A 24,076-nucleotide genomic window follows, 5' to 3' on the forward strand; every position below is an offset into this window, starting at 1 on the left:
GCCTGGGCGTCGTCGAGGCCAAGGCCCGCATCACCTTCCTCATCTCCAGCCGCGCGGGCTGCTCGTCCTGGACGAGCCGACCAACGGCCTCGACCCTCAGGGCATGCGCGAGATCCGCGCCCTGATCAGGGAGCTGGCCGCCGACGGCACGACCGTCTTCCTCTCCTCCCACCTGCTCGACGAGATCGAGCAGGTGTGCACCCATGCGGCGGTGATGGCGCAGGGCCGGCTCCTCGTGCAGGGCGCGGTGGGCGAGCTGGCGGCCGGGGCGCGCGACCGGCTCGTGGTGACCACCCCGGACCCGGCCGAGGCGGCCGGGGTGCTGAAGGAACAGGGTGTCGGGGACGTCACCGCCGAGGGCGACCGGGTGACCGGTGAACCGCCCGCGCGGGACCTCGCCGAGGTGAACGCGGCCCTGGTCGGCGCCGGAGTGCGGGTGCGGGGCTTCACACTCGAACGGGCCTCCCTGGAGGACGCGTTCGTGGCACTGACGGGGGAGGGCTTCGATGTCGCGGGCTGAGGCACTGACGGCACCGGCCGCGCACGACGCCCGGCGGCCGAGTCCGCTGTGGACGTTCGGGCTGCTGCGCAGCGAACTGGTCACCACCGTCCGCCGCTGGTGCACACTCGCGCTGCTCGGGGTGCTCGCCGCGGTGCCGGTGCTGGTCGGGATCGCGGTGAAGATCGAGACGCGGGACGGTGCGGCGGGCCGGGGCGGCGGAGGGCCGGCGTTCATCAGCCAGGTCACCAACAACGGCCTGTTCCTGGTGTTCACGGCGCTGGCCGCGACACTGCCGTTCTTCCTGCCCATGGCCGTCGGAGTCGTCGCGGGCGACGCGATCGCGGGCGAGGCCGGCACGGGCACCCTGCGCTATCTGCTGGTCGCCCCGGCCGGCCGCACCCGGCTGCTGCTCACCAAGTACACGACCGTGATGGCCTTCTGCCTGCTGGCCACCCTGGTCGTCGCGGCCTCGGCGCTGATCGTCGGGGCGCTGCTCTTCCCGCTCGGCGACCTGATGACCATCTCCGGCACGCGCATCAGCTTCGCCGACGGGCTCGGCCGGGCCCTGCTGATCGCTCTGGTCGTCGCCGCCTCACTGGTCGGTGTGGCGGCCCTCGGCCTGTTCGTGTCGACCCTCACCAGCAGCGGTATCGCGGCGATGGCGACCACCGTGGGTCTGCTCATCACCGTCCAGATCCTCGACCAGATACCCCAGCTGCACGCGCTGCAGCCGTACTTCTTCTCGCACTACTGGCTGTCCTTCGCCGACCTGATACGCGACCCCGTCTACTGGGACGACCTGGTGAAGAACCTCGGCCTCCAGGCGCTGTACGCGGCCGTGTTCGGCTCGGCGGCGTGGGCGCGGTTCACGACGAAGGACATCAGCGCCTGAGGGCGGTCCTCAGCCGGTCCGGTGCGGGAAACGGGCGAGGGGCGCGTCCTGTGCGAAGAAGGTCTTCGCGCGCGTGAGCGCCTCGGTGTCCATCAGCACGTCACCGGGTGCGCTGCCGTTGCCCAGCAGGACCCCGCCGAAGCGCATCCCCAGGTAGGCGGCGGAGTTGTTGAGCGTGCCGGCGTAGGGATCGGCTACCGACGGCTCGTCGCCCGCCAGTGCGGCGATGCCCCAGAGCGTGCGCCCGGCCAGGGTGGCCTTGAAGTCGACGCCGGGGGTGCGCAGCCAGGCGGACCAGTGGTCCAGGTAACGCTTGGTGAGGCTGGACACCGAGTACCAGTACAGCGGCGAGGCGATCACGATGTCCGTGGCCGCGAGCGTGGCGTCCAGCAGCAGGCCGGTGGCACCCTCCGGCGCCGGCCGGACGTGGTCGCTGTCGTGGCGCAGGTCCACGAAGTCGGGCAGCGGGTGCTCGGCGAGACGGATCCAGCGCTGTTCGACGTCACCGGGCAACTGCTCGGCGGCCCTGCGGGCCAGCAGTTCGGTGTTGCTCTCGGCGCGGGCGCTGCCGAGGACGAACAGGAAGCGGCGATTCATGGGTCCCCCAGGGTGAGCGGTGTGGTCGTATCACAATTACTGGCGTGTGCATTTTATGCACACGCAATCAAGTTTCTCCAGAGGGCTTCGGAGGGGTTCCAGGGGGCGCGGCTGGTGCGAGGCTGTGACGTCGCGGTTACGCGGAACGCTGGGGAAACAGACAGACTGGTTGGCACGACGCGCGCGACCGGATCGCGACGCCGGGGGAGTGAGGGAAAAACCGATGGCTCGACTCAGCTTCGAGAAGAAGCGGGCGCAGCAGCCCGTGGCGCACCCGGCGGTGGTATCCGTCCGGGTGTTCGGCACGGGTGCCGCATGGGTGGGCGGGACGTCGGTCGTGGCGGCGCCGGGGGAGGACATCCAGCAGGCCGTCCTCAATCACCTCCAGCGCCTCGCCATCAGCGTCGGCACGCCCATAAGCGTCACGATCCAGGACGACTGCGCCGGCTGCGTCGTACCCCTGGAGGTCTCGGCGGACGGCTCCAGCCGGGTCACCGGGGAGCCCATGCGGGTGACTCCGCGTCAGGGGCGGAGCGTGGCGCCCGTGGCCCCGCCGAGGGCGCCGGAACCCGTGTCGTCCGGAGCGGTGCGGACGCAGGCGCGAGAGTTCGGACCGACCCCCGTGATGGCCGCACCCGCCCCTGTCGTCGACGCGCCCGCCCCCGCCCCCGCCCGGACCGTACCCGCGCAAGCGGCCCGGCGAGAGCCCTTCGGCACGACCGCCACCGCCCTGGCGACCGGCGCCATCGCCGTCGACCCCGCCCCGGCGACCACCGCCACTCCCACCCCGCCCCGGGGTTTCGACGCCGTCGCCGAGGAGGTGCTCGGGGACGGGCCGCTGACCGAGACCGCGGAGGGCGCCGAGTTGCTCACCGGGCCGATGACGCGGATCAACGAGGCCGTGCGGGCGGGCCGGATCGAGGCGGCGGCGGAACTCGTCGACCGCACCGCCGGCGAGGCGTCCGCCGCGCTGGGCCCTCGCCACCCCGAGGTGCTGCACCTGCGCGAACTGACCGCCTACATCGCCTACTTGGCGGGCGACCCGGTCCGTGCCTTCCGGCTCTCCCTGGACCTCGCCCGCGTGCGCAGGGACGCGCGGGACGCCGAGGCGGCCTACGGCAACGTGCAGAGCGCGGCGACCGCCTGGCGTGCCGTCCGTGACCCGGAGGAGGGCCTGCGGCTGGGCCGCGACCTGATCGACCTGTGGACGGACCTCACCGCCGAGCCGGGCCCCGCGGCCGAAGACCTCCGCCCCCTGGAGTCCGCCCGCGCCCGCATGGTCCGCCTCACCGACAGGGCGGCCCGCGCCGCCCAGCACTGAGCCGAGCGGCCGGTCGTCGCGCACAGCATCCGTGAGCGGAACGACCGGTCGGCGCCGCGCACCCCGAGCCGTGCAGCGGACCTGTGCACGCGGCCACGAGCCCCGCAACGCGCTCGTGGGCGCGCCGCCTTGAGCCGGCGACCGGCCCGCGCCGTACCCGCTTCCTGAGCCCCGCGACGGGCCCGTGCACGCAGGTCCGAGCCTGCGGCGAGTGGCCCGCACTCCCGAGGCCCCAACAGGCCGGTGCACGCAGCCGCCATGGCACACCGCCGGGCGTCCGCAACCCCTACCCCTACTGCACGCAGAACTCGTTGCCCTCCGGGTCGGCCATCACCGTCCACGTGCCGGCCGGCTCCGTCACCTCGCGCAGTACTCGTGCGCCCAGTGTCTCCAGTCGGGCCACCTCCTCCGCGCGCCGTCCGGCGCCGGGGTGCAGGTCTAGGTGGAGCCGGTTCTTGGTGTCCTTCGGCTCCGGAACGCGCTGGAAGAGCAGCCGCCGCCCGAGTCCGGTGCCGGTCTCCGGGTCGTACGGGTCGTCGGGATGCCGTACGGCGATCAGGTCACGGAAGGCGGGGCGGCCGTGGTGCTCGACGGCGGCCGCGGCGGGCAGCGCGCCGAGGGCCAGCAGCCGTTGCACGAGGGCGCTGTTGTCCTCGGCCGTGTAGTGCAGCGCGGCGGCCCAGAAGTCGGCCTGCGCATGCGGGTCGGCCGCGTCGATGACGAGCTTCCAGTGCAGCGGGGCAGGAGCCTGTTCGGGTGACTGTGTCGACATGGCCCCACTTATAGCGGCGGCCACCGACAACGGGCCCCCGTGAGGCCGAAGAGGGACGGAGCTCAGGCGTCCACCGGCGCGGAGCCCGGCGTCTCCAGCTGGGGCAGAACGATCGGCAGCTTCGGCTTCCTCGTCCTCCTCGCGAAGCGCAGCGCGTCGCCCGTGAGCAGGACCAGCGCCAGCCAGACCAGCGCGAACCCGGCCCAGCGCTCGGGCGGCATGGCCTCGTGGAAGTAGAGGATGCCGAGCAGGAACTGGAAGACGGGCGCCAGGTACTGCAGCAGGCCCAGCGTGGACAGCGGGACACGGATCGCCGCCGCGCCGAAGCAGACCAGGGGCAGGGCGGTGACGACACCGGTGGAGGCGAGCAGGGCGCCGTGGCCCGCGCCCTCGGTCGCGAAGGTGGAGTGTCCGTTCGCGCTGAGCCACAGCAGATAGCCGACCGCGGGCAGGAACTGGATCGCGGTCTCGGCGGCCAGCGACTCCACTCCGCCGAGGCCGACCTTCTTCTTCACCAGCCCGTAGGTGGCGAAGGAGAAGGCGAGGCAGAGCGAGATCCACGGCGGGCGGCCGTAGCCGACGGTCAGGACGACGACGGCGGCGAAGCCGGTCGCGACGGCGGCCCACTGCACGGGCCGCAGCCGCTCCTTCAGGAGCAGCACGCCCATCGCGATGGTGACCAGCGGGTTGATGAAGTACCCGAGGGACGCCTCGACCACATGGCCGGAGTTCACGGCCCAGATGTACACGCCCCAGTTCACCGTGATGACGGCGGCGGCCACGACGACGAGCGCCAGCCGGCGCGGCTGGCGCAGCAGCTGACCGGCCCAGGCCCAGCGCCGTACGAAGAGCAGGGCCACGGCGACGAAGACCAGGGACCACGCCATGCGGTGGGCGAGGATCTCCATCGCTCCGGCGGGCTTCAGCAGCGGCCAGAACAGGGGGACCAGGCCCCACATGCCATAGGCGGCGAAGCCGTTCAGCAGGCCTATTCGATGCTCACCCTTGGACGTACCGGCCACGGCCCCTCCTTCTCACCCGACGCACGCGAAGAAGAAGGTAGCGCCGAGCACCCCCGCCTGTCATGCCCGTATCGCCATACGGTCATGACAGGCGGGGAGGGTGGGTCAGGACAGGCCGGGGCGGCGGGGAAAGGCAGGCGGAGGCGGAGGGAAAGGGCAGGTCGGAGGGTGGAGGGGAGGGGGTCAGCCCTTGAGGGCGGTAGTGACGGCCTCCGTCAGCGGTGTGGTGGGGCGGCCGGTCAGCCGGGACAGGTCGCCGGAGGAGATCACCAGCTCGCCCTTCTCGATCGAGGCGTCCACGCCGGCCAGGATCCCGGCCAGCGGGGCCGGCAGTCCGGCGCCGGTCAGGATGCCGGCGAAGGCATCCACGGAGACCGGGTTGTAGACGATCTCCCGGCCGGTCTGCCGGGTCAGCTCGGCCGCGTACTCGGCGAAGCTCCAGGACTCGTCGCCGCCCAGCTCGTACGTCCGGTTCTCGTGGCCCTCGCCGGTCAGCACCGCGACCGCGGCGGCCGCGTAGTCGGCGCGGGAGGCCGAGGAGACCCGGCCGTCGCCGGCGGCCGCCAGGACCGCGTCGTGCTCCAGCACCGGCGCCAGGTTCTCGGTGTAGTTCTCGTGGTACCAGCCGTTGCGCAGCAGCGTGTACGGCAGGCCGGAGGCGAGCAGCACCTCCTCGGTGGCCCGGTGGTCGTCCGCGAGCGCGGCCGTCAGGCTGCCGGGCGCGCTGGTGTACGCGAGCAGCGCCACGCCGGCCGCCTTCGCCGCGTCGATGACCACCGTGTGCTGCCGCACCCGGCCCTTGTCGAACTCGTTGCCCGAGATCAGCAGGACCTTGTCGCCGGCGGCGAACAGGCCGTCGAAGGTCTCGGGCGCGTTGTAGTCGGCGACGGCCAGGCGCACGCCGCGGGCCGCGAGGTCGGCGGCCTTCTTCTCGTCACGCACGACGGCGGTGACCTGCTCCGCCGGAACCTTCTCCAGCAGCTGCTCCACGACGTGCCGGCCGAGGTGTCCGGTGGCTCCGGTGACGACGATGCTCATGATGTGCGTTCTCCTTCTCGGGTGCGTCTGCCACTAACCCTAGGAGGAGCGCTAACTTCTGGATAGTACCCACTCTGAAGTAAGGTACTGGCATGTCGGTAAGTGACTGGAAGGGCGACGGCGAGGCCATGTGCCCCCAGCGCGGGGTTCTGGAGCACGTCACCAGCCGCTGGGGCGTGCTCGTGCTGATCCAGCTCCTCGACCGCCCGTACCGCTTCAGCGAACTGCGCCGGGCGATCGGCCGCGTCAGCGAGAAGATGCTCACGCAGACCCTCCAGAACCTGGAGCGCGACGGCCTCGTCCACCGCGACGCCAAGCCCGTCATCCCGCCGCGCGTCGACTACTCCCTGACCGGGCTGGGCCGCGAGGCCGCGGAGCAGGTGCGGGCACTGGCGCTGTGGACCGAGCGGCGCATGGACGACGTGCTCGTCGCCCGCCGGGCATACGACGAGGCCCGGGACGTCCGGTCCCGGGCCTCGTGAGCGCGCGGCGGGGTCAGCCGACGACCGTCCAGGTGTCCCCGCCGGCCAGCAGCGCGGCCAGGTCGCCCTTGCCGTGCTGTTCGACGGCCGCGTCGAGCTGGTCGGCCATCGCCGTGTCGTAGACCGGGCGCTCCACCGAGCGGAAGACCCCGATCGGGGTGTGGTGCAGGGTGTCCGGGTCGGCCAGCCGGGAGAGGGCGAAGGCCGTGGTCGGGGACGCGGCGTGCGCGTCGTGGACCAGGAGGTCCGCCTCGTTCTGCGGCGTCACGGTGACGACCTCCAGATCCCCGGTGGTCTTGTCGCGGACGACACCACGGGAGCCCTCGGGACCGAACCGGATCGGCTGCCCGTGCTCCAGGCGGATCAGCGCCTCCTCGGCCTGCTGCCGGTCCTTCAGGGCGTCGAAGGCGCCGTCGTTGAAGATGTTGCAGTTCTGGTAGATCTCGATCAGGGCCGTGCCCGGGTGGTCCGCGGCGGCCCGCAGCACCTCGGTCAGATGCTTGCGGTCCGAGTCGATGGTGCGTGCCACGAAGGACGCCTCCGCGCCGATCGCCAGCGACACCGGGTTGAAGGGCGCGTCCAGCGACCCCATCGGCGTCGACTTGGTGATCTTTCCCATCTCGGAGGTCGGGGAGTACTGGCCCTTGGTCAGACCGTAGATCCGGTTGTTGAACAGCAGGATCTTCAGGTTGACGTTGCGGCGCAGGGCGTGGATCAGGTGGTTGCCGCCGATGGACAGGGCGTCGCCGTCGCCCGTGACGACCCACACGCTCAGGTCGCGGCGGGAGGTGGCGAGGCCGGTCGCGATCGCCGGGGCGCGGCCGTGGATGGAGTGCATCCCGTAGGTGTTCATGTAGTACGGGAAGCGCGAGGAGCAGCCGATGCCGGAGACGAAGACGATGTTCTCCCTGGCCAGCCCCAGCTCGGGCATGAAGCCCTGCACGGCGGCGAGGATGGCGTAGTCACCGCAGCCCGGGCACCAGCGCACCTCCTGGTCCGACTTGAAGTCCTTCATCGACTGCTTGGCCTCGGACTTGGGGACCAGCTGCAGCAGTCCGTTGCCGGTGTCAGTCATCGATGGCCTCCTTCAGAGCCGTGGCGAGCTGTTCCGCCTTGAACGGCATGCCGTTGACCTGGTTGTACGAGCGGGCGTCGACCAGGTACTTCGCCCGGATCAGGGTGGCGAGCTGCCCGAGGTTCATCTCGGGGACGACCACCTTGTCGTACTGCCCCAGCACCGCCGCGAGATTGCGCGGGAAGGGGTTGAGGTGGCGCAGATGGGCCTGCGCGATCGATTCACCGGCCGCGCGCAGCCGTCGTACCGCCGCCGTGATCGGCCCGTAGGTGGAGCCCCAGCCCAGGACGAGGGTGTTCGCGCCGTGCGGGTCGTCGACCTCGATGTCCGGGACCTCGATGCCGTCGATCTTCGCCTGCCGGGTGCGGACCATGAAGTCGTGGTTGGCCGGGTCGTAGGAGATGTTGCCCGTGCCGTCCTGCTTCTCGATGCCGCCGATGCGGTGCTCCAGACCCGGCGTGCCCGGGACCGCCCACGGCCGGGCCAGGGTCTGCGGGTCGCGCTTGTACGGCCAGAAGACCTCGGTGCCGTCCTCCAGCGTGTGGTTCGGGCCGGAGGCGAACTGGACCCTGAGGTCAGGCAGCTCGTCCAGGTCCGGGATGCGCCAGGGCTCGGAGCCGTTGGCCAGGTAGCCGTCGGAGAGCAGCATCACCGGCGTGCGGTACGTCAGCGCGATCCGGGCCGCCTCCAGGGCCGCCTCGAAGCAGTCTGCGGGGGTCTTCGGCGCGACGATCGGGACCGGCGCCTCGCCGTTGCGGCCGAACATCGCCTGGAGCAGGTCCGCCTGCTCGGTCTTGGTCGGCAGGCCGGTGGACGGGCCGCCGCGCTGGATGTCGAGGACCAGCAGCGGCAGCTCCAGGGAGACCGCGAGGCCGATCGTCTCGCTCTTCAGCGCGATACCGGGACCGGACGTCGTGGTCACCGCCAGCGAGCCGCCGAACGCCGCGCCCAGTGCCGCGCCGATGCCCGCGATCTCGTCCTCGGCCTGGAAGGTCCGCACACCGAAGTTCTTGTGCCTGCTCAGCTCGTGCAGGATGTCCGAGGCCGGTGTGATCGGGTAGGAGCCCAGGAACAGCGGCAGGTCCGCCTGCTGTGAGGCGGTGACCAGACCGTAGGCCAGGGCGAGGTTCCCGGAGATGTTCCGGTAGGTGCCGACGGGGAAGGCCTTGGCGGCCGGGGCGACCTCGTAGGAGACCGCGAAGTCCTCCGTGGTCTCGCCGAAGTTCCAGCCCGCGCGGAACGCGGCGATGTTGGCCGCCGCGATGTCCGGCTTCTTCGCGAACTTCGACCGCAGGAACTTCTCGGTGCCCTCGGTGGGCCGGTGGTACATCCAGCTCAGCAGCCCCAGCGCGAACATGTTCTTGCTGCGCTCGGCCTCCTTGCGGGAGAGGTCGAACTCCTTCAGCGCCTCCACCGTGAGCGTGGTCAGCGGCACGGGGTGGAGGTTGTAGCCGTCGAGCGAACCGTCACCCAGCGGGTCGGTCGCGTAGCCCACCTTCTGCAGGGCGCGCTTGGTGAACTCGTCGGTGTTCACGATGATCTCGGCGCCGCGCGGCAGATCGCCGATGTTCGCCTTCAGGGCGGCCGGGTTCATCGCCACCAGCACGTTCGGCGCGTCGCCCGGGGTGAGGATGTCGTGGTCGGCGAAGTGCAGCTGGAACGAGGAGACGCCGGGCAGGGTGCCTGCGGGGGCGCGGATCTCGGCGGGGAAGTTCGGCAGGGTGGAGAGGTCGTTGCCGAAGGAAGCGGTCTCCGAGGTGAACCGGTCACCGGTGAGCTGCATGCCGTCACCCGAGTCCCCCGCGAACCGGATGATCACCCGGTCCAGGCGCCGCACGTCCTTCGCGCCGCCCGGTTTGCGCTGCTCTCCTACGACGGTACCGTCGGCCTGCTCCGCTGGGCTGCTGACCTGGCTGGTCACTGAACTGGACCTCCTTCGAGGCGGCTGTCCGGGGCGTGGTCGTCCCACGGACCATCCCAGGATCAACCCTACGTCGGTTAGGGTCGCCTTCCCGGGGCCATCCACGGATTGGACGGCCTTTCGGGCCGGCGTGTCGCGCTGACGTGTCAGGGCTTCCTCCCCGGTTCACTCCTCCGGTCTCCACCCGGGTACCCGTCTTCCACAGAAGCCGGACGGTCTGACACGGTGCTGACACAGTGTCGTTCGGTCAGGAGTTCAAGTAGGTCAGTACGGCGAGAACACGCCGGTGGTCCCCGTCACTCGGCGCCAGACCGAGCTTCAGGAAGATGTTGCTGACGTGCTTCTCCACGGCGCCGTCGCTGACCACCAGCTGCCGGGCGATCGCCGAGTTGGTGCGCCCCTCCGCCATCAGCCCGAGCACCTCGCGCTCCCGCGGGGTGAGCCCCGCCAGCACGTCCTGCTTGCGGCTGCGGCCGAGCAGCTGCGCGACGACCTCGGGGTCCAGCGCCGTACCGCCCTCCGCGACCCGCACCACCGCGTCGACGAACTCGCGGACCTCGGCGACCCGGTCCTTGAGCAGATAGCCCACGCCGCGGCTGGACCCGGCCAGCAGTTCGGTGGCGTAGCGCTCCTCCACGTACTGCGACAGCACCAGCACGCCGAGCCCCGGATGCGACCTGCGCAGCGCCACGGCCGCCCGTACGCCCTCGTCGGTGTGCGTCGGCGGCATCCGTACGTCCGCCACCACCACGTCGGGCAGCGCGCCCTGGGCGTCCAGGTCGGCGATGGTCTTCACCAGCGCGTCCGCGTCTCCCACGCCGGCCACCACGTCGTGCCCCCGGTCGGTCAGCAGCCGGGTCAGGCCCTCCCTGAGCAGCACTGAGTCCTCGGCGATGACGACCCGCACCCTGTCCTCCACGATCTTCCGGCCCCCCGCAGCCCGATCCGAGACGGACGTCCCTGTGCGACGCGCGTCCGTACGAAGGTCCAGCATTCCAGCAATCGGGCCACTCCGCCGCCGCACCCCCTGGAATACCGGCGAGCTGCCGGTACGGTGCCGATCCCGGCCGGGGGTCTGCCGGTCTCAGGCGGAGTTCGGCCTGGGCCGACGGTCTGATGACGGGCAGTGGGGGTCTGGTCCCGCGCCGGGTCTGCCGGGACCGAGGGTGACAGTCCCGGCAGGGGCGGCGCGTGAGCGGAGCCCCCACTGCCCGTCCGGGGCGTCGGCCTCCGGCAGGAGTCACGCCGAGGTTCGCCAGGGGAGTTCCGCGATCACGCGGGTGGGGCCGCCGGCGGGGGAGTCGACCAGGAGGATGCCGTCCACCGCGTCGAGGCGTCCGGCGAGGCCCGCGAGGCCCGAGCCGCCGGAGACGTCCGCGCCGCCCACGCCGTCGTCGACCACCTGGAGCATCAGCCGGTCGTCCGAGCGCCACACGTCGACCGAGGCGGAGCTGGCACCGCTGTGCTTGCTGATGTTCTGGAGCAGCTCGGAGACGGTGAAGTAGGCGATGCCCTCGATGGCGGCCGCCGGCCGGGCCGGCAGGTCGACGTCGACCCGGACCGGCACGGTGCAGCGGGAGGCGACCGACGACAGGGCCGCGTCCAGACCCCGGTCGGTCAGTACGGCCGGATGGATGCCCCGGGCGAGATCGCGCAGCTCCTGAAGCGCCGTCTTCACCTCGCCGTGCGCGTCCTCCACCATGCGCGCCGCCGCCTGCGGATCCTCCCGGAGCTTCTCCTTCGCCAGCCCCAGATCCATGGCCAGCCCGACCAGCCGGGCCTGCGCCCCGTCGTGCAGGTCCCGCTCGATGCGCCGCAGATCGGCGGCGGCCGTGTCCACCACGACCCCCCGGTCCGACTCCAGCTCCACCACCCGCGCGGACAGCGGGGACGGCCCCAGCAGCCCGCGCACGAGCAGCCCGTCCACGGTCGTCAGGGCCCTTACGAGCCACGGCGTGGCCAGCGTGAACAGCAGCCCGACCAGCGCCGTCACGGCGATCTCGAACGGGTTGTCGAGATAGACGGCGTGGTGCTCGTCGCCGTACAGCTGCAGACCGCCCTGGCCGCCGTACAGCGGGAAGGCCCAGAACCACAGTGGGTACGTCAGCAGCGACCAGCCGAACGTCCAGAAGCTCACCGCCACCGAGAACGAGAACACCGCCCAGGGGAACTGCACCAGCGTGTACAGCAGGTTGCGCCAGGAGGCGCCGCTCTTGAGGACCGCGCCCATCCACGCCAGGGCACCCGGCTTGCGCATACTGAGCGGCTCCGGCTCGGCCACCTCCAGCCGCAGCAGCGCGCGCGCCCGGGCCCGCTCCATCGCGCCGAAGCCACGGCAGCCGGCCAGCGCGGCCGCCAGCACCGGGACGCCGAGGAAGGTCACCAGCAGGCCCGCGCCCACCGACACCGTCGTCACCGTCCAGGTGAACAGCAGCACCGAGACCGGCAGGCCCAGCAGGACGTAGCCGAACTCCCGCCAGGCGCGCGCCTCGACCGGTGCCCGCAGCGCGGCGGGCAGCCGGTGACCGGTTCCGGCGGGCCCCCCGGGCCCCGGCCCGTAGGCCTGTCCATACCCGTGTCCGTAGTCCGTGGCCATCGAATGTCGTCCCGTTCTGCTCGTCGGTACGGCGGTTCAGCCGTACCTCCAGAGTCGTGTCCGGCGCTTCCCCGGGCCATGGAGACCGTCGGCGTCTTGGACCGGGGGTTTTCCCCACCCCTCCGGGCCGCGCCCCTGCCCGGCCGCACCAGCGTCGGGCACCACCGCCGGACCATGCCATCGGGCCGCACCCGGGCAGGCACCCGGGCACGACCTCACCAGGTCCGCGCCGGCCGGCTACTTCTCGCGGTCCCGCCAGGGCAGTTCGGCCGTGACCACCGTCGGGCCGCCGGCCGGCGAGTCGACCACGAACAGGCCGTCCACCGCGCCCAGCCGGTCCGCGAGGCCGCGCATGCCGCTGCCGCCGTCCAGCCGGGCGCCGCCCCGGCCGTCGTCCCGGACCTGGATGAGCAGCCGGTCGTCCGAGCGCCATACGTCGACCGAGGCGGAGCGGGCCGCACTGTGCTTGCTGACGTTCTGGAGCAGCTCGGAGACGGTGAAGTAGGCGATGCCCTCGATGGCGGCCGCCGGGCGGGCCGGCAGGTCCGCGGTCACCTTCACCGGCACGGTGCAGCGGGAGGCGACCGACGACAGGGCCGCGTCCAGACCACGGTCGGTGAGCACGGCCGGGTGGATGCCTCTGGCGAGGTCCCGCAGCTCCTGCAGGGCCAGCTTCACCTCGCCGTGCGCCTCCTCCACCATCGCCGCCGCGGAGTCCGGGTCCTCCAGCAGCTTCTCCTTGGCCAGGCCCAGCCCCATGGCCAGGTTCACCAGCCGGGCCTGCGCCCCGTCGTGCAGGTCCCGCTCGATGCGCCGCAGATCGGCCGCGGCCGTGTCCACCACGACCCCCCGGTCCGACTCCAGCTCCGCGATCCGGCGCTCCAGCTCGTCGGAGGGCGACAGCAGCCCGCGCACCATCGCCCGGTCCACGTTCGCCAGGCCCCGGGCGAGGAACGGCAGCACCGGCCACAGCACGAACAGCGAGATCAGCACGGTGCAGAAGGTGAGGATGCCCCAGGGCAGCCGGATGGCGTCGTACAGCAGCGTCCGCCAGCCCACCGGGTCCTTCAGCGCCATCCACAGCCGCTGGAGCAGCCCCCCGCCCCGGGCGAGCGGCAACGGCGTCGGCTCCTCCACCCGGACCCCGAGCAGCGACCGGGCCCGGGCGCGCTCCAGCTTCCCGAGCTGCCGCGCGCCGACCAGGGACAGCGCCAGCAGCGGCAGACCGATCACGGTGACGGTGAGGGCCCCGCCGGTGGCCAGCACCGTGACCGCGTAGACGAAGCCGAACACCGCCACCGGCAGGTTCAGCAGGAGATGCGCGATCTCCTTCCAGGTGTGCGCGTCGTAGGCCGGCCGGGGCGGAGGCAGGCGGTCGGTGCCGTCGGTCCGGTCGGCGGCGGAGCTGCTGGGAGCGGTCATACCGGTCAGCCTGCCGTGCCCGGCCCCCTCGGCGCCATGCGGTGTGCCGCCCTCCGCCGACTGGGGAAAACCCCACCCTTTACGGCTCAGTGCGTCTCAGGGCGTGACGGGCTGCTTACCGCTTCTTTATCAGGGCCTAGACTCCCGTGCGTACAGATCCTCGAATCACGTGGGATCACAGAGTTCACTAAGGTTACGAGGTCAGGGAGCGAGGGACGGACGTGCGGGAGACGTTGGGGGACTCGACGACCGCCGCGGCGAACGTCATCGCGGCCGGCTACTTCCGGTCATATTCGGTCGTGGGACTGCTCGCCCTCATCGGCGTGCTGTTCGTCGCGGTCGCCTTCGGCGCGGGCCGCCTGCTGCGCCCGGTCGTACCGACCCCCGAGAAACTCCTGACCTACGAGTGCGGCGTCGACCCCGTCGGCGAGGGCTGGGCCCACACCCAGGTCCGCTACTACGTCTACGCCTTCCTGTACGTGATCTTCGCAGTCGACTCGATCTTCCTGTTCCCCTGGGCGACGGTCTTCGCCGCCCCCGGCTACGGCGCGGCGACCCTCGTGGAGATGTTCGTCTTCCTGGGCTTCCTCGCCGTGGGCCTGCTGTACGCATACAAGAAGGGCGTCCTGGCATGGACGTGAACCCCTCGGTCTCCGAGCCGGTCTCGCAGCCGTTCTCCGAGCCGATCTCCGAGCCTGTTCCGCTGCCCGAGCCGAAGCGGCTGGGCGCCCTCGCCCGCCTGGCCCCCGAGCCCATGAAGGTGGTCCTGAACTGGGGCCGTCGCTACTCGCTCTGGGTCTTCAACTTCGGCCTCGCCTGCTGCGCGATCGAGTTCATCGCCGCGTCGATGGCCCGTCACGACTTCATCCGGCTCGGCGTCATCCCGTTCGCGCCGGGTCCCCGCCAGGCCGACCTGATGGTCGTCTCCGGCACGGTCACGGACAAGATGGCCCCGGCCGTGAAGCGCCTGTACGAGCAGATGCCCGAGCCGAAGTACGTCATCTCCTTCGGCGCCTGCTCCAACTGCGGCGGCCCGTACTGGGACTCGTACTCCGTCACCAAGGGCGTCGACCAGATCATCCCCGTGGACGTGTACGTCCCCGGGTGCCCGCCGCGCCCCGAGGCCCTGCTCCAGGGCATCCTCAAGCTCCAGGAGAAGATCGCCCGCGAGTCGCTGGGCGAGCGCTACGAGGCGCACCGGCCGTCCGCGGCCGCCCTGCAGAGCGGCCTGCTGCGGCCCCCGGCACCCGCCGCTGACGAGGGGGGCGCCCGATGAACACGGCCGGCTGGCTGCCCGCCTCCACCGAGGAACTCTTCGGCACGGAGGCCACGGCCGAGGAGTCCTACGAGGTCCTGACCGTGGACGTCCCGCCGTCCGCCTGGCTCACCGCCCTGGAGACGGCCCGTACGACCCTGTCCTGCACCTACTTCGACTGGCTGAGCGCGGTCGACGAACCCGGCACGGGCTTCCGCGTCTGTGCCCACGTCGTCGCCCTCTACCCGGTCCGCCGACTCCTCGTGCGGACGACGGTCCCGCACGAGGCGCCGGCCCTGCCGTCCGCCGTCGGCGTCTACGCGGGCGCGGCCTGGCACGAACGCGAGACCCACGAGATGTTCGGCGTGGTCTTCGAGGGCCACCCGGGCCTGGAGCACCTGCTCCTCCCGGAGACCTTCGAGGGCCACCCGCTGCGCAAGGACTTCGTCCTCGCCGCCCGTGTCGCCAAGGCCTGGCCCGGCGCCAAGGAGCCCGGAGAATCCGAGCACGGCGGTCCCAAGCGCCGCCAGATGCTGCCGCCGGGCGTCCCGGACCCGAACGAGTGGGGCCCGCTGAAGGGCCAGCTTCCTCCCGCCCCGGCCCGCCCGGCCCGAGCCGCGGGCCGCACGGCGGGCGACCGCCCGGTACGGCGGACCCGCACGGCGGCGGAGGGCTCGGCGAGCCAGACCGCCGCCGAGCCCGGCCAGCCCGGCCAGCCCGGCCAGCCCGGCCAGCCCGGCCAGGTCGATGAGGCTGCTGCGGGTGCGGGTGCGGGTGCGGGTGCAGCTGCCGGCGCCGGTGCTCCTGCTCGGCCGCGCCGGACGCGGAGCGCGAGCGAGGGCTCGGTGAGCCAGACGGCGGCGGCGCAGGCCGAGGACGCGGCGACGCGCAAGCAGGCCGCGGCCGAGGGCGATGCCGCCCAGGCGCCGGCGGAAGGCCCTGCCGCCGAGGCCTCGGTGGCGCACGAGCCCCGTCCGGCGCCGGCACGCCCGCGCCGCGCACGCAGCGCGTCAGAGGGCTCGGCCTCCCAGCGGCCCCAGGCCCCGGAGCCATCGGCAACCGAGCCGACGGAACCGGGCCCGGTGTCCGCGCCGGCCGAGTCGGCGGCGGAACCGGGACCGGCATCAGCACCGGCCCAGCCGGCGGCGCCGGAACCCGCCGAGTCCGCGGAACCCGCCCTCGCACCCGCCGAGCCCGCGGAACCCGGCAGCGCTGGCCGCCCCGCTCGCCGGAGCACGGCTCCGCGCAGCTCGGACGCCCCCTGGCACCACGCGCGCCCGGCCTTCGACGAGCAGCCGGAACCGACGCCCGAGGCACCCGCCGGGGAACCCCGTGAACCCGGCGCACCCGATGAACCCGGCGAGCCCAGCGACCCCGGAGGCCCCAGCGCCCCCGGCGCGACCCGCGAACCCGGTGAACCCCGTGAACCCGTTGCGCCCAGCGACCCCGGCGCGCCCGAAGAGCCCTCCACCCCCGACGACACCACAGGAGGCCCGCAGTGAACGACGCGCTGGACGTCGCCCTGCGACTCCTGGCCGTGTTCGTCGTCTTCCTCACGTTCCCGCTGATCGTCGGCCAGACCGAGCACAAGGTGATGGCTCACATGCAGGGCCGGCTCGGCCCGATGTACGCGGGCGGCTTCCACGGCTGGGCCCAGCTGATCGCCGACGGCGTGAAGTTCGCGCAGAAGGAGGACGTGGTCCCGGCGGGCGCCGACCGCCGTGTCTTCCAGCTCGCCCCTGCCGTTTCCCTGCTGCCGTACCTCCTCGTCCTGCTCGCGATCCCGATCGGCCCGAGCGAGGGCGCCGTCGGCCAGATCCTGGACGCCGGTGTGTTCTTCGTGCTCGCGGTGATGGGCGTGGGCGTGCTCGGCTCGCTCATGGCGGGCTGGGCCAGCGCGAACAAGTTCTCCCTGCTGGGCGGCCTTCGCACGGCCGCACAGCTCCTCGCCTACGAACTGCCGATGCTGCTCGCCGCGGCCTCGGTCGCGATGGCGGCCGGCACGGTCTCCCTGCCCGGCATCCTGCACGCCTTCCACTGGTGGTGGGTGCCCTGGCAGATCGTCGGCGCCATCGTCTTCTTCGTCGCCGGACTCGCCGAGCTGCAACGCCCGCCGTTCGACATGCCCGTCGCCGACTCCGAGATCATCTTCGGCGCGTACACCGAGTACACGGGCCTGCGCTTCGCCCTGTTCCTGCTCGCCGAGTACGCCGGCATCGTCGTCCTGTGCGGCCTGACCACCGTCCTCTTCCTGGGCGGCTGGCACGGCCCCTGGGGCGCCGGCGGCCTCGGCTGGCTGTGGACCCTGCTGAAGACCGCGATCCTCGCCTTCGTCGTCATCTGGCTCCGCGTGACCTATCCCCGGCTGCGCGAGGACCAGCTCCAGAAGTTCTCCTGGACCCTCCTCGTCCCCCTCTCCCTCGCCCAGATCGCCTTCACCGGCATCGTCAAGGTGGTGATCTCCTGATGTCCCGCCTGTCCATCCCCGGCAGCGGCCTCGCCAAGGGACTGGCCGTCACCCTGCGCACGATGACGCGGAAGACGGTCACCCAGCAGTACCCGGACGCGCTGCCCGAGCTGCCGCCCCGCACGCGTGGCGTGATCGGCCTGTTCGAGGAGAACTGCACGGTCTGCATGCTGTGCGCCCGCGAGTGCCCCGACTGGTGCATCTACATCGACTCCCACAAGGAGACCGTCCCGCCGGCCGCCCCCGGCGGCCGCGAGCGCAGCCGCAACGTACTCGACCGGTTCGCGATCGACTTCGCCCTGTGCATGTACTGCGGTATCTGCATCGAGGTGTGTCCTTTCGACGCGCTGTTCTGGTCCCCGGAGTTCGAGTACGCCGAGACCGACATCCGCGACCTCACCCACGAGCGCGACAAGCTCCGCGAGTGGATGTGGACCGTGCCGGCCCCGCCCGCCCTCGATCCGGGCGCTGAGGAGCCGAAGGAGATCGCCGCCGCCCGCAAGACCGCCGAGAAGCTGGCCGCCGCGGAGGCCGAACGCCGGGAGGGCGAGTCGTGAGCCTCGCCGCAGCAACGGCATCCCTGGCCGCCTCCGGCCCGCACGGCTTCCTGTCCCCGACCGGCGTCGAGATTGCCTTCCTCCTGGTCGGCCTGGTCACCTTCGGCGCCGCCCTGATCACCGTCACCACCCGGCAGCTGGTGCACGCCGCCCTGTGGCTGGTGGTCACCCTCGGCGGCCTCGCCGTGGAGTACCTGCTGCTCACGGCCGAGTTCATCGCCTGGGTGCAGGTCCTGATCTACGTCGGTTCCGTCGTCGTCCTCCTCCTGTTCGGCCTGATGCTCACCAGGGCCCCCATCGGCCGCTCCCCGGACGCCGACTCCGGCAACCGCTGGGCCGCGCTGACCGTCGCGGTCGCCGCGGCCGTCGCCCTGGTGTGGGTCGTCGTCGACGCCTTCCGCACGACCTGGATCGACCTGAACGGCCCGGCCGCCGGCACCACCCGCGTCACCGGCGCGAGCCTGTTCCGCAACTGGGTGCTGCCCTTCGAGGCGCTGTCCGTCCTGCTCCTGGCGGCCCTGGTCGGCGCGATCGTCCTGTCCCGCAAGGCCGGCGCGGACGCCGATTCCGGCACCCCGGCCGCCGCCGACGTCCCCGGTGAGAAGGAAGAGGCCCGCTGATGCACCTCGCCTATCCCGCCGTACTCTCCACCCTCCTGTTCTGCACCGGCCTCTACGGCGTCCTCGCCCGCCGCAACGCGATCCTGGTCCTGATGTCGGTCGAGCTGATGCTCAACGCCGTCAACCTCAACCTGGTCGCCTTCGACGTCTGGCTCAGCCGCGCCGCCCGCGACGCCCTGCACTCCGGCCAGGCACTGACCCTGTTCACCATCGCCATCGCCGCCGCCGAGATCGGCATCGGCCTGGCGATCGTGCTCGCCGTCTACCGCAACCGCGGCACCTCCGACATCGACAAGCTCCGCGACACCGCCGAAGGCCCCGACACCGCGGGCCCGGACACCTCCGCGGCCGAGAAGGCTGAGGCCACCGCGTGACCACGACCACCCTCGCCGTCCTCGTCCCCCTTCTGCCGTTCCTCGGCGCCGCGGCCGGCCTGCTGCTCGGCCGCACCGCCCCCGGCTTCGTCCGCCCGCTCGCCGTACTGCCGACGCTCGCCTCGCTCGTGCCGGCCGCACTCGTCGCCGTGCGCCAGGGCGGCGGTCCGGCCATCGACGCCCACACCGAGCTGACGCCCACCGGTTCGGTCCCGATCGACCTGGCCCTGTACATCAACGGCTTCGCCGCGCTCGTCGCGATCCTGGTCGCCTTCGTCGCGGCCTGCGTGCAGATCTACTCGACGGGCTACCTGCGCGACGACCCGCGCTACCCCTCCTACGCCGCCCTCGTCTCCCTGTTCACCTCCGCGATGCTCCTCGTCGTCTACTCCGGCGACCTGATCGTGCTGCTGGTCGGCTGGGAAGTCATGGGCATCTGCTCCTACTTCCTGGTCGGCCACTACTGGGAGACCCCCGAGGCCCGCGCCGCCTCCCTGAAGGCCTTCCTGGTCACCAAGCTCGGCGACGTGCCGTTCCTCATCGGCCTGTTCGCGCTCGGCACCGACGCCGGGTCGTTCAGCATCCCCCGCGTCCTCGGCACGGTCGCGAGCGGCAACCTGCACCACCCGACCGTGATCGCCCTGCTGCTCCTCGCGGGCGTGGCGGGCAAGTCGGCGCAGTTCCCGCTGCACACCTGGCTCCCGGACGCGATGGCGGGCCCGACGCCCGTCTCCGCGCTCATCCACGCCGCGACGATGGTCGCCGCCGGTGTCTACTTCGTCGCCCGTCTCCTCCCGGTGTTCGAGGCATCCCAGGCCGCGATGCTGGTCCTGGCCGTCATGGCCGCCGTCACCATGACCGGCTCGGGTCTGGCCGCGCTCGCCCAGGACGACATCAAGCGCGTCCTCGCCTACTCGACGATCGGCCAGCTCGGCTACATGACCGGCGCCCTCGCCGTCGGCGACCGCGGTGCCGCCGTCTTCCACCTCCTCTCGCACGGCGCCTTCAAGGCCCTGCTCTTCCTCGCGGCCGGCGTGATCATCCACGCCGCCGGCACCAACTCGCTCGCCGCCATGTCCCGCATGCACGGCCTGCGCGACCGCGTCCCGGACGCCTACTGGACGATGACCGTGGCGCTGCTCGCGCTCGCCGCGATCCCGCCGTTCAGCGGCTTCTTCTCCAAGGAGTCCGTCCTCGGCGCCGCCGAGCACGCGGCCGGCGGTGACACCGCGCACGTGCCCGGCGCGGCCGGCTGGATCGTCCTCGTCGCCGGTCTGGTCACCGCCCTGCTGACCGCCGCGTACGCCACCCGGCTGTGGCTGCTCGCGTTCCGCGGCAAGGGCGCCGAGGCCCCCGACCACGGCCGCCAGCCGCTGACCATGACCGTGGTGCTCTGGGTCCTCGCCGTCCCCTCCCTCGCCTTCGGCGGGCTCGCCTACCGCGCGCTGCCCGACTGGTTCGACGGCCGCAGCCTGACCCCGACCTTCCTCACGTCCATCCTCGGCACGGGTCTCGCCGTGGTCGGCGGGCTGGTCACCTACGGCGCCTGGCAGCACACCACCCGGCTCGCCGCCCGCGCCCCGCTCGGCGCGGTCGCCGCCCACCCCGAGGCCGACGCCGGGCTGGTCGAGGCCGAGGCCATCGCCACCCACGAACCGGCCTACGGCGACATCGCCTACGCGCCCGACCCGGCGGACCCCGCACGGCTGCTGCTCGGCCCGCTGCAGCGGCACGCGGCCGCTGGCTTCCACGTGGACGCCGTGTACTCGGCGCTGTTCGTCCGCCCGGTCGAGGCCGGCGCGAGTCTCGTCCGGTTCCTCGACCGCGAGGTCGTCGACACCTATGTGCGCGCTGCCGCCGCCCTGCCCCGGCTGCTCGGGGCCGCCGTGCGGCGCGCCCAGACCGGCAATGTGCAGACCTATGTGAGCGCGCTGCTCGCCGGCACCGTCGTCCTGGCGGTCGCCGTCGTCCTCGTCGCCACGGGAGCGTGAGCAGGCGTGATCCATATCAACGAGTCCGTGATGCAGTTCCTTCTGGCATTCGTCGTCGTCGGCCCGCTCCTCGGCGCCGTCGCCGCCCTCCTGCCGGCCCCGCCCGGACTGAAGGGGAAGTCGCCCGGGCAGGCCGTGCTGCGCCACGGTGTCACCGTGACCGGCGTGATCCTCATCGCCGCGATCGCCCTCGCGCTCGGCTTCGACCAGGACCACCCGTCGAGGATGCAGGCCACGACCGACATCAGCTGGATCCCCGCACTCGACGTGCGGATCCACCTCGGCATCGACGGCATCTCGCTCCCCCTCGTCGTCCTGACCGCGCTGCTGACCTTCCTCTGCGCGCTGTACTCCTACTTCAAGCCGCCCACGGGCCCGTCCCCGAAGGCGTTCGTCGCGCTGCTGCTCCTGCTCGAGTCCGGCACCCTCGCGACCTTCGCCGTCCTCGACCTGCTGCTGTTCTTCCTCGCGTTCGAGACGGTGCTCATCCCGATGTACTTCCTCATCGCCCGCTGGGGCGGCGAGGGCCGGACCCGCGCCGCGTGGAAGTTCATCCTGTTCACACTGCTCGGCTCCGTCGTCATGCTGCTCGGCCTGCTCCTGATCGGAATCAAGGCGGGCACATTCGACATGGTGGCACTCGCCACTGACAACGGCCGGGAGCTGACCGCATCCGTGCAGGTCATCGCCGTTCTCGCGATCGGGATCGGGCTCGCGGTGAAGGCGCCCATGTGGCCGCTGCACAGCTGGCTGCCGGACGCCCACACCGCCGCGCCGACCGTCGGCTCGGTGCTGCTGGCCGGTGTCCTGCTGAAGATGGGTACGTACGGTTTCGTCCGGATCCTGCTGCCGATCGCGCCGCACGGCTTCCACACCTTCGCGCCGTACCTCGCCGCGCTCGCCGTGGTCGGGATCATCTACGGATCCCTGGCCTGCCTCGCCCTGGCCAAACGGGGCGCGAAGGGCGACCTCAAGCGCCTGATCGCCTACTCCTCCGTCGGCCACATGGGCTTCGTCCTGCTGGGCATCGCCACCATGACCCCGACCGGCGTGAACGGCGCCCTGTTCGCCAACATCGCCCACGGCCTCATCACCGGCCTCCTCTTCTTCCTGGTCGGCGCGCTGAAGGACCGCACCGGCAGCACCGACCTCGACACCCTCGCCGAGGAGACCGGCGCCGCCCTGTACGGCAGGGCACCGCGGCTCGGCGGGCTGCTCGCCTTCGGCGCGGTCGCCTCGCTCGGGCTGCCCGGACTCGCCGGGTTCTGGGGCGAGATGCTCGCGCTGTTCGGCGCGTTCGAGCCCGCGGCGGGCCTCAGCAGGCCCGCGTACCTCACCTTCATGGCGTTCGGCGCGTTCGGCACCCTGCTGACGGCCGCGTACATGCTGATCGTGGTCCGCCGGGTCTGCATGGGCGGCGTGGAGCAGGAGGTCCCGAAGCTCGCCGACGTCCACGGGTACGAGTTCGCGGCCTGGACCCCGCTCGTCGCCCTCACCGTCGTCGCCGGGCTGTGGCCGAGGGCCCTGCTCGGCCTGACCGACCCGGCCGTGCACCAGCTCCTCGCAGGAGGCACCCGATGAGCGCCCAGCCCCTTGCCGAGTCGCTGGTCCAGTCCGTCGACTGGCTCGCCGTCGCCCCGCCCACCATCGCCGCCGTCGTCGCCCTGGCCGTCCTCGTCGCCGACCTGTTCCTCCCCGAGGCCCGCAAGCCCGTCCTGGGCTGGATCTCGGTCGCCGGCCTCGCCGCGGCCGCGCTGATGCTGCTGCCCCTCCTGGACGGCGACCGCAGCACCTTCTGCCTGACCGGCAACGCGCGCGCGTGCAGCTACACCGCCGACCACTTCACCATCGTCATCCAGTTCCTGGTCCTCGGCGGCGCCCTGCTGGCGGCCCTGCTGTCCGTGACCAGCCTCGACGACGAGCGACGGCGCGTCCCCGCGGGCGAGTTCTGGTTCCTGCTGCTGTCCTCCGCAGCCGGCGCCGCCCTGCTGCCCGCCTCCCGCGACCTGGCCACCCTGATCGTGGCCCTGGAGGTCGCCTCCCTGCCCGCCTTCGCCCTCGTCGGCATCCGGCACGGCGACAAGCGGTCCTCCGAGGCGGCCCTGAAGTTCTTCCTGTCCTCGGTCACCGCCACAGCCGTCAGCCTGATGGGCATCAGCTTCGTCTACGCCTCCACGGGCACCCTCTACCTCACCCAGGTCGCCCAGCGCCTCCCGCACGTCGGCGGACAGCTGCACACCCTCGCCCAGACCGGCGTCGTCCTCACCCTCGTCGGCTTCGCCTTCAAGACGGCCGCCGTGCCCTTCCACTTCTGGGTGCCCGACACCTACGTGGGCGCGCCGCTGCCCGTCGCCGCCTACCTGTCGGTCGTCGGCAAGGCGGTCGGCTTCACCGGCCTGATCCTCGTCACCGTCGTCGCCTTCCCGTCGTACGCCGACGTCTGGGGGCCCGCGCTCGCCGTGCTGGCCGCCCTCACCATGACCGTCGGCAACGTCGGCGCCCTGCGCCAGCAGGCCACGCGCGCGTACAGCGCCGTACGCCTGCTCGCCTGGTCCTCCGTCGGCCAGGCGGGCTACCTGCTGGTGCCGATCGCCGGCGCCGGATACACCAAGGACGCCCAGAAGGCGATCGGTTCCACGGTCGCCTACGCCCTGATGTACGCCGCCGTGAACCTCGGCGCGTTCGCGGTGGCCGCCGTGGTGGGCCGCAGCCGGGCCCTGAACCGGATCAGCGACTACCGGGGCCTGTACGCCACGAACCCGCTGACGGCCCTCCTCATGGCCTTCTTCCTGCTGTGCCTGGCCGGCCTGCCGCCCGGTGTCATCGGCCTGTTCGCCAAGGTGACCGTGTTCTCGGCGGCCGTCGACGCGGGCCTGGGCTGGCTCGCCGTCGTCATGGCCGTCAACGTGGTGATCGCCCTCTTCTACTACCTCCAGTGGACGGCCCTGCTGTTCCGCGCCCCCGAGGGCGAGCCCGCGCGACACCGCGTCCCGGCCCCCCTCACGGCCGCGATCGCCCTCACCGGAGTCGCCGGCGTCGTCCTGTCCGGGGCGCCGCAGCTGGTCCTCCGGTTCGCGGCGGGAGCGGGTGGAGGCGACCGGAGAGTCTGATCCCGTCACCCAGGACATCTTCATCGCGATCACCGCGGACCTGGAGAAGCACCACTGGATGT

Annotated in this window: 23 protein-coding genes and 1 pseudogene; 15 read left to right on the top strand and 9 right to left on the bottom strand. The window is 72.2% G+C overall.

The window, feature by feature from the left end; all coding sequences use genetic code 11:
* Together ACWEN3_RS13670 and ACWEN3_RS13675 are read left to right on the top strand one after the other, a co-directional pair.
* On the top strand, positions 1–520 hold a 520-nt coding region (locus ACWEN3_RS13670), incomplete at its 5' end, for an AAA family ATPase (RefSeq protein WP_452969652.1).
* A complete protein-coding gene (locus tag ACWEN3_RS13675) occupies positions 507–1,394 on the top strand; it encodes an ABC transporter permease (protein WP_452969654.1) in 888 nt (295 codons plus the stop codon). The genes ACWEN3_RS13670 and ACWEN3_RS13675, both read left to right, overlap by 14 nt.
* Before the next feature lie 9 nt (positions 1,395–1,403).
* On the opposite strand, the gene ACWEN3_RS13680 is transcribed toward ACWEN3_RS13675, so the two are convergent.
* On the bottom strand, positions 1,404–1,991 hold the full coding sequence (locus ACWEN3_RS13680) for a flavodoxin family protein (RefSeq protein ID WP_452969656.1): 588 nt from the start codon (positions 1,989–1,991) through the stop codon (positions 1,404–1,406).
* A gap of 223 nt (positions 1,992–2,214) precedes the next feature.
* On the opposite strand from ACWEN3_RS13680, the gene ACWEN3_RS13685 reads away from it, so the two are divergent.
* Positions 2,215–3,312 (top strand): hypothetical protein, encoded by a 1,098-nt coding sequence (locus ACWEN3_RS13685; protein WP_452969657.1) that lies wholly within the window; start codon positions 2,215–2,217, stop codon positions 3,310–3,312.
* 292 nt (positions 3,313–3,604) lie between these two features.
* On the opposite strand, the gene ACWEN3_RS13690 is transcribed toward ACWEN3_RS13685, so the two are convergent.
* The 3 genes from ACWEN3_RS13690 to ACWEN3_RS13700 form a co-directional block, all read right to left on the bottom strand.
* The gene (locus tag ACWEN3_RS13690) at positions 3,605–4,084 is read right to left on the bottom strand and encodes a VOC family protein (RefSeq protein WP_452969658.1); all 480 of its coding nucleotides are present in this window, start codon (positions 4,082–4,084) and stop codon (positions 3,605–3,607) included.
* Between the two features lie 62 nt (positions 4,085–4,146).
* Positions 4,147–5,106, bottom strand: a complete 960-nt coding sequence (gene rarD / locus ACWEN3_RS13695; RefSeq protein ID WP_452969661.1) for an EamA family transporter RarD — start codon at positions 5,104–5,106, stop codon at positions 4,147–4,149.
* 183 nt (positions 5,107–5,289) lie between these two features.
* On the bottom strand, positions 5,290–6,144 hold the full coding sequence (locus ACWEN3_RS13700) for an SDR family oxidoreductase (RefSeq protein ID WP_452969664.1): 855 nt from the start codon (positions 6,142–6,144) through the stop codon (positions 5,290–5,292).
* A 92-nt stretch (positions 6,145–6,236) separates the two neighbouring features.
* On the opposite strand from ACWEN3_RS13700, the gene ACWEN3_RS13705 reads away from it, so the two are divergent.
* Positions 6,237–6,626 carry a winged helix-turn-helix transcriptional regulator gene (locus ACWEN3_RS13705; protein ID WP_452969667.1) on the top strand — a complete coding sequence of 130 codons (390 nt, stop codon included), beginning with the start codon at positions 6,237–6,239 and terminating at the stop codon, positions 6,624–6,626.
* 13 nt (positions 6,627–6,639) lie between these two features.
* Here ACWEN3_RS13705 and ACWEN3_RS13710 read toward each other — a convergent pair whose 3' ends face one another.
* From ACWEN3_RS13710 to ACWEN3_RS13730, 5 genes are all read right to left on the bottom strand, one after another.
* Entirely contained in the window at positions 6,640–7,701 is a 1,062-nt protein-coding gene (locus ACWEN3_RS13710) for a 2-oxoacid:ferredoxin oxidoreductase subunit beta (RefSeq protein ID WP_452969669.1), read from the bottom strand.
* Positions 7,694–9,622, bottom strand: a complete 1,929-nt coding sequence (locus ACWEN3_RS13715) for a 2-oxoacid:acceptor oxidoreductase subunit alpha (protein WP_452969671.1) — start codon at positions 9,620–9,622, stop codon at positions 7,694–7,696. The genes ACWEN3_RS13710 and ACWEN3_RS13715 overlap by 8 nt, the downstream gene beginning before the upstream one ends.
* 247 nt (positions 9,623–9,869) lie before the next feature.
* Positions 9,870–10,529 carry a LuxR C-terminal-related transcriptional regulator gene (locus ACWEN3_RS13720; protein ID WP_452969674.1) on the bottom strand — a complete coding sequence of 220 codons (660 nt, stop codon included), beginning with the start codon at positions 10,527–10,529 and terminating at the stop codon, positions 9,870–9,872.
* Positions 10,530–10,862: 333 nt separating this feature from the next.
* The gene (locus ACWEN3_RS13725) at positions 10,863–12,218 is read right to left on the bottom strand and encodes a sensor histidine kinase (RefSeq protein WP_452969677.1); all 1,356 of its coding nucleotides are present in this window, start codon (positions 12,216–12,218) and stop codon (positions 10,863–10,865) included.
* Between the two features lie 237 nt (positions 12,219–12,455).
* Positions 12,456–13,640 carry a sensor histidine kinase gene (locus tag ACWEN3_RS13730; protein WP_452969680.1) on the bottom strand — a complete coding sequence of 395 codons (1,185 nt, stop codon included), beginning with the start codon at positions 13,638–13,640 and terminating at the stop codon, positions 12,456–12,458.
* Positions 13,641–13,861: 221 nt separating this feature from the next.
* Here ACWEN3_RS13730 and ACWEN3_RS13735 point away from each other — a divergent pair, with 221 nt between their 5' ends.
* From ACWEN3_RS13735 to ACWEN3_RS13785, 11 genes and pseudogenes are all read left to right on the top strand, one after another.
* A complete protein-coding gene (locus tag ACWEN3_RS13735; protein ID WP_452969683.1) occupies positions 13,862–14,281 on the top strand; it encodes an NADH-quinone oxidoreductase subunit A in 420 nt (139 codons plus the stop codon).
* Positions 14,272–14,916, top strand: a complete 645-nt coding sequence (locus ACWEN3_RS13740) for an NADH-quinone oxidoreductase subunit B (protein ID WP_452969686.1) — start codon at positions 14,272–14,274, stop codon at positions 14,914–14,916. The genes ACWEN3_RS13735 and ACWEN3_RS13740 overlap by 10 nt, the downstream gene beginning before the upstream one ends.
* On the top strand, positions 14,913–16,397 hold the full coding sequence (locus ACWEN3_RS13745; RefSeq protein ID WP_452969688.1) for an NADH-quinone oxidoreductase subunit C: 1,485 nt from the start codon (positions 14,913–14,915) through the stop codon (positions 16,395–16,397). The genes ACWEN3_RS13740 and ACWEN3_RS13745 overlap by 4 nt, the downstream gene beginning before the upstream one ends.
* Complete coding sequence (locus ACWEN3_RS13750) at positions 16,394–17,362, top strand: complex I subunit 1/NuoH family protein (protein WP_452969690.1); 969 nt, start codon at positions 16,394–16,396, stop codon at positions 17,360–17,362. The genes ACWEN3_RS13745 and ACWEN3_RS13750 overlap by 4 nt, the downstream gene beginning before the upstream one ends.
* Positions 17,362–17,919, top strand: coding sequence for a NuoI/complex I 23 kDa subunit family protein (locus tag ACWEN3_RS13755; protein ID WP_452969692.1), 558 nt, complete (start codon positions 17,362–17,364; stop codon positions 17,917–17,919). The genes ACWEN3_RS13750 and ACWEN3_RS13755 overlap by 1 nt, the downstream gene beginning before the upstream one ends.
* A complete protein-coding gene (locus tag ACWEN3_RS13760; RefSeq protein WP_452969695.1) occupies positions 17,916–18,539 on the top strand; it encodes an NADH-quinone oxidoreductase subunit J family protein in 624 nt (207 codons plus the stop codon). The genes ACWEN3_RS13755 and ACWEN3_RS13760 overlap by 4 nt, the downstream gene beginning before the upstream one ends.
* A complete protein-coding gene (gene nuoK / locus ACWEN3_RS13765) occupies positions 18,539–18,913 on the top strand; it encodes an NADH-quinone oxidoreductase subunit NuoK (protein ID WP_452969698.1) in 375 nt (124 codons plus the stop codon). The genes ACWEN3_RS13760 and nuoK overlap by 1 nt, the downstream gene beginning before the upstream one ends.
* On the top strand, positions 18,910–20,904 hold the full coding sequence (locus ACWEN3_RS13770) for an NADH-quinone oxidoreductase subunit 5 family protein (protein ID WP_452969700.1): 1,995 nt from the start codon (positions 18,910–18,912) through the stop codon (positions 20,902–20,904). Before nuoK ends, ACWEN3_RS13770 begins: the two co-directional genes overlap by 4 nt.
* A gap of 6 nt (positions 20,905–20,910) precedes the next feature.
* Complete coding sequence (locus tag ACWEN3_RS13775; RefSeq protein WP_452969702.1) at positions 20,911–22,485, top strand: complex I subunit 4 family protein; 1,575 nt, start codon at positions 20,911–20,913, stop codon at positions 22,483–22,485.
* The gene (locus ACWEN3_RS13780) at positions 22,482–24,014 is read left to right on the top strand and encodes an NADH-quinone oxidoreductase subunit N (protein ID WP_452969705.1); all 1,533 of its coding nucleotides are present in this window, start codon (positions 22,482–22,484) and stop codon (positions 24,012–24,014) included. Before ACWEN3_RS13775 ends, ACWEN3_RS13780 begins: the two co-directional genes overlap by 4 nt.
* Positions 23,983–24,076, top strand: a pseudogene (locus tag ACWEN3_RS13785) (DNA starvation/stationary phase protection protein); the annotation flags it as partial. The gene ACWEN3_RS13780 and the pseudogene ACWEN3_RS13785, both read left to right, overlap by 32 nt.

The organism is Streptomyces sp. NPDC004561, from assembly GCF_053602155.1.